This window comes from Photobacterium kishitanii, assembly GCF_000613045.3.
GTDB lineage: Bacteria > Pseudomonadota > Gammaproteobacteria > Enterobacterales > Vibrionaceae > Photobacterium > Photobacterium kishitanii.
Window position 1 is genome coordinate 912,663 of sequence record NZ_LN794352.1, and the last position, 15,068, is coordinate 927,730.

The 15,068-nt window shown below is 40.5% G+C and carries 11 protein-coding genes and 1 tRNA gene; 9 read left to right on the forward strand and 3 right to left on the reverse strand.

The window, feature by feature from the left end:
* The first annotated feature begins 61 nt into the window (after positions 1 to 61).
* Complete coding sequence (gene purF / locus PPBDW_RS04605) at positions 62 to 1,579, forward strand: amidophosphoribosyltransferase (protein ID WP_036793684.1); 1,518 nt, start codon at positions 62 to 64, stop codon at positions 1,577 to 1,579.
* A gap of 255 nt (positions 1,580 to 1,834) precedes the next feature.
* On the opposite strand, the gene PPBDW_RS04610 is transcribed toward purF, so the two are convergent.
* A complete protein-coding gene (locus tag PPBDW_RS04610; RefSeq protein ID WP_036793685.1) occupies positions 1,835 to 2,719 on the reverse strand; it encodes a LysR family transcriptional regulator in 885 nt (294 codons plus the stop codon).
* Between the two features lie 344 nt (positions 2,720 to 3,063).
* Here PPBDW_RS04610 and PPBDW_RS04615 point away from each other — a divergent pair, with 344 nt between their 5' ends.
* On the forward strand, positions 3,064 to 4,113 hold the full coding sequence (locus tag PPBDW_RS04615) for a response regulator (protein WP_036793686.1): 1,050 nt from the start codon (positions 3,064 to 3,066) through the stop codon (positions 4,111 to 4,113).
* Between the two features lie 73 nt (positions 4,114 to 4,186).
* On the opposite strand, the gene PPBDW_RS04620 is transcribed toward PPBDW_RS04615, so the two are convergent.
* A complete protein-coding gene (locus PPBDW_RS04620) occupies positions 4,187 to 5,581 on the reverse strand; it encodes a peptide MFS transporter (RefSeq protein WP_036793687.1) in 1,395 nt (464 codons plus the stop codon).
* A gap of 446 nt (positions 5,582 to 6,027) precedes the next feature.
* On the opposite strand from PPBDW_RS04620, the gene rfaH reads away from it, so the two are divergent.
* Entirely contained in the window at positions 6,028 to 6,531 is a 504-nt protein-coding gene (gene rfaH / locus PPBDW_RS04625; protein WP_036793688.1) for a transcription/translation regulatory transformer protein RfaH, read from the forward strand.
* A 77-nt stretch (positions 6,532 to 6,608) separates the two neighbouring features.
* Here rfaH and folD read toward each other — a convergent pair whose 3' ends face one another.
* On the reverse strand, positions 6,609 to 7,466 hold the full coding sequence (folD, locus tag PPBDW_RS04630; protein WP_036793689.1) for a bifunctional methylenetetrahydrofolate dehydrogenase/methenyltetrahydrofolate cyclohydrolase FolD: 858 nt from the start codon (positions 7,464 to 7,466) through the stop codon (positions 6,609 to 6,611).
* A gap of 338 nt (positions 7,467 to 7,804) precedes the next feature.
* Here folD and PPBDW_RS04635 point away from each other — a divergent pair.
* The 6 genes from PPBDW_RS04635 (at position 7,805) to hupB (ending at position 14,808) form a co-directional block, all read left to right on the forward strand.
* A tRNA-Arg gene (locus PPBDW_RS04635) sits at positions 7,805 to 7,881 on the forward strand.
* Positions 7,882 to 8,325: 444 nt separating this feature from the next.
* Positions 8,326 to 9,624 (forward strand): trigger factor, encoded by a 1,299-nt coding sequence (tig, locus tag PPBDW_RS04640; protein WP_036793690.1) that lies wholly within the window; start codon positions 8,326 to 8,328, stop codon positions 9,622 to 9,624.
* 105 nt (positions 9,625 to 9,729) lie between these two features.
* The gene (gene clpP / locus PPBDW_RS04645; protein WP_036793692.1) at positions 9,730 to 10,353 is read left to right on the forward strand and encodes an ATP-dependent Clp endopeptidase proteolytic subunit ClpP; all 624 of its coding nucleotides are present in this window, start codon (positions 9,730 to 9,732) and stop codon (positions 10,351 to 10,353) included.
* 111 nt (positions 10,354 to 10,464) lie between these two features.
* Positions 10,465 to 11,748 (forward strand): ATP-dependent protease ATP-binding subunit ClpX, encoded by a 1,284-nt coding sequence (gene clpX / locus PPBDW_RS04650; protein WP_036793693.1) that lies wholly within the window; start codon positions 10,465 to 10,467, stop codon positions 11,746 to 11,748.
* Positions 11,749 to 11,945: 197 nt separating this feature from the next.
* Positions 11,946 to 14,309, forward strand: coding sequence for an endopeptidase La (gene lon / locus PPBDW_RS04655; RefSeq protein WP_036793695.1), 2,364 nt, complete (start codon positions 11,946 to 11,948; stop codon positions 14,307 to 14,309).
* 226 nt (positions 14,310 to 14,535) lie between these two features.
* A complete protein-coding gene (gene hupB, locus PPBDW_RS04660; protein ID WP_036793698.1) occupies positions 14,536 to 14,808 on the forward strand; it encodes a nucleoid-associated protein HU-beta in 273 nt (90 codons plus the stop codon).
* Positions 14,809 to 15,068 lie beyond the last annotated feature (260 nt).

Here is a 15,068-nt window from a genome sequence, read left to right on the forward strand (position 1 = left end):
GTTATTGTTCATAATAGTGACGTTAGCAGCTGTTATTTTATGCAGGACGAGGACTTAGGAAATGTGTGGTATTGTTGGAATCGTGGGCTCAACCCCGGTAAACCAGTCTATCTATGATGCACTTACAGTGTTACAGCATCGCGGCCAAGATGCCGCTGGTATTTGCACCTTAGAAAGCAATCGTTTCCGTCTGCGTAAAGCGAATGGTTTAGTACGTGATGTCTTTGAAGCTAAACATATGCAGCGCTTACAGGGTAATGTGGGTATTGGACATGTACGTTACCCAACGGCAGGAAGCTCAAGTGTTTCAGAAGCCCAGCCGTTTTATGTTAACTCTCCTTACGGTATTTCTTTAGCGCATAACGGTAATTTAACCAATGCGGCTGATATTCGAGAAACCTTATTTGAACAAACAAAGCGTCATGTAAATACTACCTCTGATTCGGAAGTTTTATTGAATGTGCTTGCTAACCAACTTGCACATAGTCAAAGTTATCCAATCAGTCCTAACGATATTTTCAAAGCGGTTAGCGAAGTACATAACATTGTTAAAGGTGCTTATGCTGTCGTTGCTTTGGTGATTGGCCACGGTCTAATTGCTTTCCGTGATCCTAATGGCATTCGTCCATTATGTTTAGGTAAACGTGAAGAAAACGGCAAAATCGAATACATGGTAGCGTCAGAATCTGTGGCATTAGATGCTGTTGGTTTCGACTTTATGCGCGATGTATTACCTGGTGAAGCGGTTTATATTACCTTTGATGGTGAGCTTTACACTCAGCAATGCGCCCTTAATCCACAGCTAAATCCATGTATATTTGAATTTGTATACTTTGCACGCCCAGATTCATTTATTGATAAAGTCTCGGTTTATGGCGCACGTTTAGCGATGGGCACAAAACTTGGTGAAAAGATCAAGCGTGAGTGGGCTGATATTGATATTGATGTGGTGATCCCGATTCCTGAAACCTCATGCGATAGTGCACTTGAAATTGCACGTACGCTAAATAAGCCTTATCGCCAAGGTTTTGTTAAGAACCGTTATGTTGGCCGTACTTTTATCATGCCCGGTCAGCAAATGCGCCGTAAATCAGTTCGCCGCAAATTGAATGCGATTCGTTCTGAATTTAAAGGCAAGAATGTATTGCTGGTGGATGATTCTATTGTCCGTGGTACTACCTCTGAGCAAATTATTGAGATGGCACGTGATGCTGGCGCAAATAAAGTCTACTTAGCTTCTGCTGCTCCTGAGGTTCGCTTCCCTAATGTGTATGGCATTGATATGCCAAGTGCTAATGAGTTGATTGCTCATGGCCGTGAAGTGGATGAAATTGGCAAATTGATTGGTGCCGATGGTCTGATTTTCCAAGATCTGACTGATTTGGTGGCAGCGGTTGCTGAAGGTAACCCTGATATAACCTTATTTGAAACCTCGGTGTTCAATGGTAATTATGTTACTGGTGATGTTGATCAACAATATCTCGATTACCTCGATGCATTACGCAATGAAGATTCAAAGTTACAGGTGGAATTACAGCAAGATTTAGCTAACCTTGAGTTGTATAACGAAGGGATGTAATTGCAAGGACTGACTAATTAACGACTAAAGCGATAGGTTGATACCTGCCGCTTTTTTATTGGTATCGATAATGGATAGCATGACGTTCGTTAGCTTGGGTGGTGTATTAAAAGGGCAGTTTATCGGTGGGCTAAAGTCATGTGAGTTACTGTGATGAGAGGTTTGACTGAATAAGGTAAGTTGTAGCGAGGATAAATGAAAATGCCGCTCCTAATTTATTTGGCGGCATTTTTCTCTGTTTTTGTTCTAAACTAATTAGTGTTTTTCAAGATCAAAGTAATGACTTGCAAAATCAATAAATAGACGTAGTTTTTCTGGTTGGTAATCACGGTGGTTGTAAATCAAATATACATCACGCGGGTTTGCCGACCAATTTTTAAGCACTTGTACCACGTCACCTGCTGCAATGTATTTTTCTAACATTACATTGGGCATTAATGTGATACCAAGACCAGCGGTACATGCTTTACGAATTACATTAAGTTCGCTAGCTTCAAAACGGGCGCGTTCATTAATCGTAACTGTTTCGCCATTTTGATTGGTTAAACGCCAGCGTAAAAGTGGATTACCTTTTAATAGCGTATGTTCATGTAGATCCTGAGCATGCTTAGGTTCTGGGTTTTTCTTTAGATAATCAGGGCTTGCGACCAAAATATCTTTTACTTCATTAATACGACGTGCAATAAGTGTTGAATCTCGTTGAGGGCCAACACGGAACATAACGTCCCAATCTGTTGGATCAAGTTGATCGGGTTCATTGCTCATGTACAACTGAATGCTAATTGCAGGGTGTTCTTGCATAAATGCAGTTAGCAACGGCTGTAACATTACTTTAGTAATGTTTGTCGGTGCAGCAATACGCAATTTACCTGCAGCGCCTTTACACTCTTCACTGATGTGTTCAGTCGTATCAAGTAGCTGCTGTAATAACGGCGCGCAATCCTGATAAAACTTCTGACCGGCTTCAGTCAGAGACAGTTTACGAGCATGACGATTTAAAAGGCGAATGTTAAGGCCTTCTTCGAGTGCCTGGATACGACGTGTTAGCGTTGCAACAGGTACCTGCGTTTTTCGTGATGCGGCAGTATAACTACCATTTTCCACAACCATGCGGAATAGGTTTAGATCGTCAAGTTTCATATCAAAGTCATTTGTGAAAACTGATAATGGGTAATTGTATAACAAAACGAGTCAAAATCACCCCTTTTTGTTATGAATTTAAAATAAAAATATGTTAGGCCTAATATTTATTGAGCTAGGCTCTATTTCTCTATAAATATTAGAAGAGTTTGAACTCGTCTATATTTATAGAACAGATTTTTTGATATTACCTAGAAAAGAATTATTAGCTGTCATTATTTATCTATGCTTAGTGGTGCCACAGCTTTAAATCACCTTGTGACAACAAAGTTTGGTGATCTAGAGTTGGTCTTGCTAATTTTAGCTTATACACTCATAGACGTAGTTATGAAAAGGAGAGACTTTTGCTTGCAGGGAAAAATATACTTATCGTAGAAGATGATCCTGTGTTCCGAACCATGATTGTTGGCTTTTTAAATAGCCAAGGTTGTCAGGTGAGAGAGGCGGAAGATGGCTTGGCTGGATTAAAAGCCTTAAAAGACGATATTCCAGATTTATTACTATGTGATTTGGCGATGCCGATCATGACGGGAATGGAGTTTGTTGAAGAGGTTGCCTTACAGTATCCAATGATCCCTGTGATTGTCATTTCTGGCACTGGAAACATGACTGATGTCGCTCAAGCATTACGCTTAGGTGTTAAAGACTTCTTAATTAAGCCAATTGATAACATTATGACGCTTAAATCTGCGATTGTATCAGTGCTAAAAATGCAAGATAGTGCTCAGCAGAAACAACAAGACTTTTCTCAGCGATGGGTAACGGACGGTGATGATTCAGGCTTAGTCGAAGAAGAGCTACAATGGCACATTTCAGAATTAAAAAATGACCCTCAAGCCGCACGCGAGTTATTGATGGGGTTAATGCCAGATCTCCAATCACGTTGCGGGCGTTGGAAACTCAGCTACCGTGCTTTACAGTCGGCAGATATGTCACCGGTTATCTTTGATTACATCTGGTTAATCGATGGCCAATTAGCATTCTATATGGTTGATACTAGCTCTGGTGGCGAAAATAGTACTGCAACAGCATTATTGATCAGAGCATGTTTTAATGACTTTTTACGTCGCCAAGGCAATTACTTAAGCAGTGTTCAACATTTAGTGGCGCAAATAGAATTAGGTTTAAAGTATTCAGGCTATGCCACCCCAGTGAAGGGGCTATTTGGGGTATTTAATCTTGCAGAGAGGCAACTACATCTGATTGCTGCTGGTATTGGCGGTAAACTACAAGTTAGTGAGCAATGTGCAATGATAACCGCAGGGCAATGGCTTGGTGATGATGCATGTAATAACCCATTAGTCATTTTACCTATGTCTGATGATGGTGGGCGGTTATCACTCAGTGATATCAATCATGCTAATTTTAGTGTTAATTTTGAAACAGTGATATAAGTATTATATTAAGACGAGAGAGATAAAAAGGGGATGCATACACTGCATCCCCTTCGTTTATTTTAAGCCACAATTAAGCGTTTGCTGGTTGTGGTTTGGTATCACTATCATTGTTATCGACAGCGCCTTCAGCACCGTGCATCCACGAAATTAATTTGTTTGAGAACAACAGTAGTAATACACCCGCGATAACTGCAGTAATGGCAATACCTGAGAAGATAGCTAATGGACCAGCTTCACCAATACTTGCACCAACAACACCTGCAATGTAGTTTGCAATAGCGTTGGCACCGAACCATGCACCCATCATTAGTGACGCTAGGCGTAGCGGCGCTAATTTGGTTACCATCGATAGACCAATAGGTGATAAGCATAGCTCACCAATAGTATGGAAGAAGTAGGCACCGACCAGCCACATCATTGATGTTTTCACTGTTACATCGCCGTTTTGTTCTAAAGCGGCACCGATCATACAAGCAAAACCAAGTGCAAGAGAGAACATCGCTAAAGCAAATTTAACCGGTGAGTTAGGCTCACTTTTACCCATACGAACCCAAAGTGCTGCCAAAATTGGTGCACAGATAATAATGAAGAATGGGTTCAAAGATTGGAACCATGCTGCTGGTACTTCAAAATTACCGATCATGCGGTTGGTATATTCTTGAGAGTAAATATTCATTAGGCCACCGGCTTGCTCAAAGCCTGCCCAGAATACGATAACAAAAGTACACATTACTAAAATTACTTTTAAGCGATCACGCTCAATTTTAGTTAATGGTTCTTTCTTACCGCTGGCATTGTTTTCCGCATCACGCACAGCAGCAGGTACAGTACCAATATCACCTAAATAACGTTGGGCGAAGAATACTTGGATAAGTAAGCTCATTAACATGCCAACACCGGCACATAGGAAACCTGCTTTCCAGCCATAAACTGCTGATGCTGTTCCCGCGATAACACCCGCAAGTAATGAACCGATATTAATACCCATGTAGAAAATAGTGAATGCACCGTCACGACGATTATCACCGTCTGGGTATAAGTCTCCTACCATGGTTGAAATGTTTGGTTTAAATAGACCGTTACCTACAATAAGGAAGGCTAAACCGATATAAAAAGCACTAACAGCATGTGGATCAACGACACTGTGAGGCAAGGCTAGCGTAAATTGACCTATAGCCATTAATACGCCACCAATAATAATTGAGCGACGTTGACCTAAAATGTTGTCGGCAATCCAACCACCAATAAGAGGAGTAAAGTAAACTAAGCCAGTGTAGATACCGTATAAGTTAAGTGCTTCTTCTGTGGTCCAGCCGAGGCCGCCGTTAATGGTTTTATCTGTTAAATATAAAACCAAGATAGCTCGCATCGCGTAATAAGAAAAGCGTTCCCATAGCTCAGTTCCAAATAAAAGGAACAAGCCTTTTGGGTGGCCCAGAAGGGTACCACTACTATTATGACTCATAGGATTCTCTATTTTATTTTAATTTGTGTGTTTGCTCATTCATGTAGGTTTATAAAGCACAATATATTTAACTGCAAGTTTTTACATTTAACAAACAATGATAAAACATTATAAACAACTGATAAGTAAGAGTTTGTGTTTTTTTTGATCAATTATGAAAAATCAAATTTCATCACTCTGTAGTATATCTTACACTATTTATTAGCTCTTATTTGGTTTTTTATATTGTTCTTGAAGTTCATGTTAGTTGCTTATATCACTCCTTGAGAATATTCATACATGTTACAAATTCTAAGCAGTATATTGGTCAATAGTATTGCTAAAACCTATAACTGTAGAATATAAAAATAGATCTCAGTATTAAAAATAGAGCGGTTAGGCAAAGATATAAATCACGGTTAATTTTGTATATACTAACTAAAGGTAAGATTTTATTGGGGTCGATGATGAAAGATTGGTATTTACTTTATTGTAAGCGTAGTGAACAAGAGCGCGCAGTGATCAATCTTGATCGTCAAGGGGCCGAATGTTATTACCCTCAGGTCGTAGTCGAAAAAATTGTGCGCGGCAAACGTTGTGAATGCTATGAGCCGTTATTTCCTAGCTATGTTTTTGTGACGTTTGATCCTGAACAATTGAGCTTTACGACTGTGCGTTCAACTCGCGGAGTGGCTGACTTTATTCGTCAGGGAGCGATGCCGCAAATTGTTAGTGAAGAACTTATCTATAATTTGATGACCAATGAAGCTAATAACTCATATGATCATATGTTTGAGTCATTACCTCAGCAAGGTGATAAATTAATCTTAGAACAAGGTGAATTTAAAGGTCTTGATGCTATTTATCAGGAGCCTGATGGCGAAAAACGTTCATTTATGCTGATTAATTTGCTTGGTAAACAAGTGAAGGTCAGTGTTGAGAATACAGATTTAGTTAAAAATAAAGCTTAGTTCAATAAAAAAGCGAGTATGCCATTACTCGCTTTTGAATTTTCATTAACGGTATTTATTAATTATATACGTTTGGTTTATGCTGAATGGTATTGCTCACAGGCAAGCAAGGTATTTTCAATTAAACTGGCTACTGTCATTGGCCCAACGCCTCCAGGTACTGGCGTTATATATTTTGCGCGCTGACAAGCCACGTCAAATTCAACATCTCCGCATAATTTGCCATTTTCAAGACGGTTAATGCCCACATCAATAACAGTCGCTCCCTCTTTAATCCAGCTTCCTGGAATAAAATTAGGTTTGCCAACGGCAACCACTAAAATATCAGCTTGGCGAATATGACCCTCAAGATCTTGTGTGAAGCGGTGGCAGGTTGTTGTCGTTGCCCCAGCTAATAATAACTCGAGTGTCATCGGACGTCCGACAATATTTGACGCACCAACAATAACCGCATGTTTACCACGTACTTCAATATTATATCGCTCAAGTAGCGTAATAATGCCTTTAGGTGTACATGAACGTAACTTGGGAATACGCTGGCTAAGGCGACCGACATTGTAAGGATGAAAGCCATCAACATCTTTTTCTGGATCGATGCGTTCAAGAATACGCGTACAGTCCATACCCGCAGGTAATGGTAATTGAACTAAAATGCCATCCATGGTCGGATCTTGATTTAGTTCATCAATTAAATCGAGTAGTTGCTGTTCAGATGCAGAGCTTGGTAGATCAAATGATTTTGAAATAAAGCCAACTTCTTCACACGCTTTGCGTTTACTACCAACGTAGATCTGCGAGGCTGGATCCTGACCTACAAGAACAACAGCTAATCCAGGTGCGCGTAATCCGGCATCGGTGCGAGCTTTTACTCTCGCGGCAACTTCCTGTCGTACAGTTTGGGAGATGATTTTCCCATCAATAATTTGAGCGCTCATGGTGATCCTTGTTGTGTTGGTTGAACGTATCAACGCCAATATTGTGGCAGATTATAAATGGAATAGCTATTAAGCAAACGATTGCTATTTTATTTTATGTTATGGCATTGCTATGACTTGGCGACCTAAGTGGCGCTCAACGATAAAAATACAGTGGTAGTAATTAGGTTAAATAGTCGTACTGAGCCTTTGTTTATCTTAAAAATATCCTTAAAAATGTATTTTTTGTTGTATCTTTAACCAGTCAGTTGTTTGAAGCATGAAAAATGAAGTAAAGGGATTGACCTTACCTTATAGCTACGTATAATCTTGCCTCATAACCTCAGTTACACCATGATGCGCCCTTAGCTCAGCTGGATAGAGCACGTCCCTTCTAAGGATGTGGTCGCAGGTTCGAATCCTGCAGGGCGTACCATCTTTTCCTTTCTCTTGCTGTAATTTTCCTAATTAATAAAACTCCCTTTTTCTACTATTACTATTATTCCAAGCCCATTTTTCTAATACACGACTGCTGAAAATTTTTCTAATTAGCTCGTTTTTCCAACATTTAAACTAAAAAAAAACGTCTAAAGGCGATTTTTTTCATTTTTCCCCTTGAAATGATATTTCTAGGCCCTATCTTGTAATGCAGTTATTAAAGAGATTGTTCGCGTTGTAAGGTATCTACCTCGACGCCGCGCTTGCGTGCCGTTATAATAGCGCGCTCTGATAAGTAGGTACTCTACGTATCAGACTCTTTAAGAAAGAATTTAGGCGTTATGGTTTTCGAGCTGTAACACGAAAGGATGCCACCGTCAGTAAATGGCTGTTCGGCAACACCACTCAGAAAACGCTGAGTTAAGTTTTGAGGTTAAATATAATGCAAGTTACCGTTGAAACCACTGAAGGTCTAGAACGCCACCTAACTATTACAGTTCCTGCTGCAAACATCGAAGATGCAGTTGCTGCTGAACTACGTAAAATTGCTAAAACTCGTCGTTTCGACGGTTTCCGCCCAGGTAAAGCACCAATGAAGATGGTTGCTAAAATGTTTGGCGCTTCTGTACGTCAAGACATCCTAGGTGAAGTAATGCACCGTCATTTTATCGAAGCTATCGTTAAAGAGCAGATCAATCCAGCAGGCGCACCAACTTTCACTCCAGTAGAAATTGCTGAAGGTAAAGATTTAGTGTTTAAAGCTTCTTTTGAAGTTTTCCCTGAGATCGAACTAGCGGGTCTAGATAAAGTTGTTGTTGAGAAGCCAGTTGTAACTGTAACTGATGCTGACGTTGACGGCATGCTAGATACACTACGCAAGCAGCAAGCAACTTGGACTGATGTTGAAGCAGCAGCTGAAGCAGATAGCCGTGTAACTATCGATTTCGTTGGTACTATCGATGGCGAAGAATTCGAAGGCGGTAAAGCTGAAGGTTTCGCACTTGCTATGGGCCAAGGTCGTATGATCCCTGGTTTCGAAGAAGGCGTTGTTGGTCATAAAGCAGGCGACGAGTTTACTGTAGAAGTAACTTTCCCTGAAGAATACCACGCAGAAAACCTAAAAGGTAAATCTGCAGCGTTTGCTATCACTCTTCATAAAGTTGAAGCACAACAGCTACCTGAACTAACTGAAGAGTTCGTTGCTAAGTTCGGCGTTGAAGACGGTTCTGTTGAAGGTCTTAAGACTGAAGTTCGTAAGAACATGGAACGTGAGCTTAAGCAAGCTGTTAAAGGTCGCATCAAAGATCAAGTTCTTAACGGTCTTGTTGAGCAGAACGATATCGCAGTTCCTACAGCGCTTATCGATCAAGAAATCGAAGCACTACGTAAGCAAGCTGCACAACGTTTTGGCGGCGATGCTAAGAACATGCCTGAACTACCACGTGAATTGTTCGAAGAGCAAGCTAAGCGTCGTGTAGTTGTTGGCCTACTAGTTGGTGAAGTAATTAAAGCAGAAGAGCTAAAAGCAGACGAAGAGCGTGTTAACGCAATCATCGCTGAAATGGCTTCTGCATACGAAGATCCAACAGAAGTAGTTAAATACTACGAAAGCAACGAGCAGCTAATGAATAATATGCGCAACGTTGCTCTAGAAGAGCAAGCAATTGACGCACTTCTAGCTAAAGCTCAGGTTTCAGATAAAGAAGTTAGCTTCAACGATCTAATGAATCCTGCTGCTTAATTTACTGAAATTACTGTAGAGATTTGACATTCTCTCAAGTCTTCTGCTAACAATGGTCCGTGTGAATACTTTCATTCGGGCCATTTATTTTAGGGAAATAAGATTATGAGCTACCAAGCACAAAACGGCATGTCACCGATTATGGATGCGCTGGTACCTATGGTGGTCGAGCAGACTTCTCGTGGTGAGCGTTCTTACGATATTTATTCCCGTCTCCTAAAAGAGCGCGTGATCTTTTTAACCGGTCAGGTTGAAGATCATATGGCTAACTTAGTTGTAGCCCAGTTGCTATTTTTGGAGTCTGAGAACCCAGACAAAGACATCTTCCTTTACATTAACTCTCCAGGCGGTTCTGTAACTGCAGGTATGTCAATTTATGACACCATGCAGTTCATTAAACCAAATGTAAGTACAGTATGTATGGGTCAAGCATGTTCAATGGGTGCATTCCTATTGGCTGGCGGCGCTAAGGGTAAACGTTACTGTCTACCTAATTCACGCGTTATGATTCACCAACCTCTTGGTGGCTTCCAGGGCCAAGCATCGGATATTCAAATCCATGCACAAGAAATTTTAACAATTAAACAACGTTTAAATGGGTTACTGGCTGAACATACTGGCCAACCATTAGAAATTGTTGAGCGTGATACAGATCGTGATAACTTTATGTCTGCAGATCAGGCAGTAGAGTATGGTCTTGTTGATGCGGTATTGAGTAAGCGCGACTAAAACAGTTTTATTTTGCAATTCGCGATGCGGGTTTAGTAAAGCAAAATAAGTCGACTTGTTATACACTCAAGACAAGACAATGATGGGATACCCCAATAAAGAGGTTAGCGAATGACAGATAAGCGAAAAGAGGGAAGTAGTAGCAAGCTACTTTACTGCTCTTTCTGTGGCAAAAGTCAGCATGAAGTTCGCAAGCTAATCGCCGGTCCTTCTGTTTATATTTGTGATGAGTGCGTTGATTTATGCAACGACATTATTCGCGAAGAAATCAAAGAAGTGATGACGAAAAGCGATAGCGACGAGCTGCCTACTCCACAACAAATTCGTAACAACTTAGATGATTATGTCATCGGCCAATCACACGCTAAAAAAGTGTTGGCTGTTGCTGTATACAATCACTATAAGCGTCTACGTAATGGCGACAAGAATAGTGATGGCGTTGAATTAGGTAAGAGTAATATCCTACTTATTGGTCCTACTGGTAGTGGTAAAACATTATTAGCAGAGACATTAGCGCGTATGCTTGATGTACCGTTTACAATGGCTGATGCAACCACCTTAACTGAAGCTGGTTATGTTGGTGAAGACGTTGAAAACATCATTCAAAAGCTGCTACAAAAATGTGATTATGACGTAGCCAAAGCCGAGCGCGGCATTGTGTACATCGATGAGATCGATAAAATCTCACGTAAGTCAGATAATCCATCAATTACACGTGATGTATCAGGTGAAGGTGTTCAGCAGGCATTGCTGAAACTGATCGAAGGTACTGTTGCTTCTGTTCCGCCACAAGGTGGTCGTAAGCATCCTCAACAAGAGTTCTTGCAAGTTGATACTTCTAAGATCCTATTTATCTGTGGTGGTGCATTTGCCGGTCTAGATAAAGTTGTTGAGCAACGTGTAGCAACAGGTACTGGCATCGGTTTTGCTGCTGATGTACGTTCAAAAGACCAAACAGATACATTAAGTGATTTGTTTAAGAAAGTTGAACCACAAGATTTGGTGAAGTACGGTTTAATTCCTGAATTCATCGGTCGTCTACCTGTTACAGCAACGCTTGGTGAACTTGATCAAGAAGCGCTAGTTCAAATTCTACGTGAGCCTAAGAATGCCCTTACTAAACAGTATGCAGCATTACTAGCACTTGAAAACGTTGAGTTAGAATTCCGCGATGATGCTTTGATTGCAATTGCTAAAAAAGCAATGGATCGTAAAACAGGCGCTCGTGGCCTACGTTCTATTGTTGAAGCAGTGTTACTTGATACCATGTATGAGCTTCCGTCTCTAGAAGGTATTAGTAAAGTTGTTATTGATGAGTCTGTAATTAACGGTGAGTCAGAACCATTACTGATTTTCGAAAATACAGAAACACAAGAAGCGGCAAGTGCTGAGTAAGTGCTTAATATCTGCACATAAAAGCTAAAAAAGGGAGGCTTTTGCCTCCTTTTCTATTTTCTGACATTTCATACATTGAAACTTGATGCTTCACCCCCATATACTCAATATAAGCTAACTCTAATCGTATTAAGTAACTGTACTGTATCCAGTTGGGTTATTTAATACGATTAGTATGGACAGGAAGAGAGAAGAATATGAACCTGGAGCGTTCTGAGCGCCTTGAGATCCCGGTTCTACCTCTACGTGATGTAGTGGTATACCCTCATATGGTTATTCCATTGTTTGTGGGCCGGGAAAAATCAATTCGTTGCCTTGAGTCGGCAATGGAAAACAATAAACAGATCCTGCTGGTTGCTCAAAAAGAAGCTTCCACAGATGAACCGTCGATCACTGATCTTTATGATGTTGGTACTGTTGCAACGATTCTTCAACTATTGAAATTACCGGATGGTACGGTAAAAGTGTTGGTTGAAGGCCAGCAACGAGCAAAAGTTGAAGATCTTGCTGATGATGAGTTTTTTACTGCTAATGCTGAATTTTTGGTTACGCCAACAATGGATGAGCGTGAGCAGGAAGTTTTAGTTCGAACTGCAATTAGTCAGTTTGAAGGCTTTATTAAACTTAATAAAAAGATCCCACCAGAAGTATTAACATCCCTTAATGGCATTGATGATGCAGCGCGCCTTGCAGATACTATCGCAGCGCACATGCCTCTGAAATTAGCCGATAAGCAAAAAGTACTAGAAATTGTTGATATCACAGAACGATTAGAGTTCTTGATGGCGATGATGGAATCTGAAATTGATCTACTGCAAGTTGAAAAACGTATCCGTGGACGCGTTAAAAAGCAGATGGAGAAGAGTCAGCGCGAGTACTATCTTAACGAACAAATGAAAGCTATCCAGAAAGAACTGGGTGAGCTTGATGATGCACCTGATGAATTTGAAGCGTTAAAGCTGAAGATTGAAGAATCTAAGATGCCTACTGAAGCTCGTGAGAAAACCGAGCAAGAATTACAGAAACTGAAGATGATGTCACCGATGTCAGCTGAAGCAACGGTAGTTCGTGGCTACATTGATTGGATGCTAAGTGTGCCTTGGCATAAACGCTCTAAAGTTAAAAAGAACCTCGCTAAAGCGGAAGAAATTCTTAACGCTGATCACTATGGTTTAGAGCGTGTTAAAGAACGTATTCTTGAATATTTAGCCGTTCAAAGTCGAGTTAATAAGCTTAAGGGTCCAATCCTTTGTCTTGTGGGTCCTCCTGGTGTGGGTAAAACCTCTCTAGGTCAATCTATTGCTGCTGCAACCGGACGTAAGTACGTGCGCATGGCATTAGGTGGTGTGCGTGATGAAGCGGAAATTCGTGGTCATCGTCGTACTTACATTGGTTCTATGCCAGGTAAGTTAATTCAGAAAATGGCAAAAGTGGAAGTGAAAAACCCACTATTCCTATTAGATGAAATTGATAAAATGTCTTCCGATATGCGTGGCGATCCAGCATCAGCATTATTGGAAGTATTAGACCCTGAGCAAAATAGTTCGTTTAACGATCATTACTTAGAAGTTGATTATGACTTATCTGATGTGATGTTTGTGGCAACGTCGAACTCAATGAATATTCCAGGTCCATTGCTTGATCGTATGGAAGTTATTCGTCTTTCTGGCTATACCGAAGATGAAAAACTGAACATCGCTAAAAATCATTTACTTGATAAGCAAATCCAGCGTAATGGATTAAAGCCTAGCGAGTTGACGATTGAAGATTCAGCATTAATTGGCATTATTCGTTACTACACTCGTGAAGCGGGTGTACGTAGTCTTGAGCGTGAAATTTCTAAGCTATGCCGTAAAGCAGTAAAAGAAATTTTATTGAACAAAGACATCAAGCACGTTTCTATTAGCCAAGATAACCTTAAAGATTATTTAGGTGTACAGCGTTGCGATTATGGTAAAGCTGATGAAAGTAACCGTGTTGGTCAAGTAACCGGTCTTGCGTGGACTGAAGTCGGTGGTGATTTATTAACTATCGAAACTGAATCTATGCCAGGCAAGGGTAAACTGACATACACTGGCTCTTTGGGCGATGTGATGCAAGAGTCTATTCAGGCGGCAATGACAGTAGTACGTAGTCGTGCTGAACGTTTGGGCATTGCGAGCGATTTTTACGAAAAACGCGATATTCATGTTCACGTTCCTGAAGGTGCAACGCCAAAAGATGGCCCAAGTGCAGGTATTGCAATGTGTACTGCCTTGGTATCTAGCTTAACGGGAAATCCAGTACGTGCTGATGTTGCTATGACAGGTGAAATCACATTACGTGGTGAAGTATTACCGATTGGCGGCTTAAAAGAGAAGCTATTAGCAGCTCACCGTGGTGGTATTAAGACGGTGTTAATTCCCAAAGAAAATGAGCGTGATCTAGAAGAAATTCCAGAGAATGTGATTGCTGACTTGGAAGTGCGACCTGTACGTTGGATTGATGAAGTGCTAACGATAGCATTGCAGAATAATCCAGCAGGTATTGAGTTAGTCAATGCGCAAAATAGTGACCTATAGCAAAATTAGTTAAAGAAAAAACGCTTTCAAGGCTAAAAACCTTGTCAGCGTTTTTTTGTGTGGCTATAAGGTACATCTAATCCGCATCATGCGAACTGATTTTAAGCGTTGATAGCCATTTATAGTGGGCTATTAAGGCAATAATGTTTTTCTATTTGATTACTATTACGTGACGTATCTATCTAAACATAGCGTTGTAATCAAGGTTCATTAAGAGGATCTAATTGTGAACAAAACTCAACTAGTTGATAAAATCGCAGAAAGTGCTGATATTTCTAAAGCTTCTGCTGGCCGTGCTCTTGATGCATTCATTGAAACTGTTACTGAGACCCTACAAAAGGGTGATCAGGTTGCATTAGTTGGTTTTGGTACTTTCTCTGTTCGTGAGCGTGCTGCACGTACAGGCCGTAACCCACAAACAGGTGCTGAGATTCAAATTGCAGCAGCAAAAGTTCCTGGTTTCAAGCCAGGTAAAGCGCTTAAAGATTCTGTAAACTAAAAGTAATGGGTGTAAGCCCATTGTTTTGTCATGTTTGCATGGCTTAAAAATTGCTACCGGAAAGAGTATACTTATTTCGGTACGATAAAGGCGCATCGGTTGATGCGCTTTTTTTACTTATAAAAGAGCCTGATAGACAACGTATTATGACGGATATTAAATGTGATATTCATTATAATGTTGTTTAATTGAGTTTATGTAACAATTCTCTGTGCTGTGTGTGGCTTATCGGTCGCAGGTTATCTATATTGATAAGACTA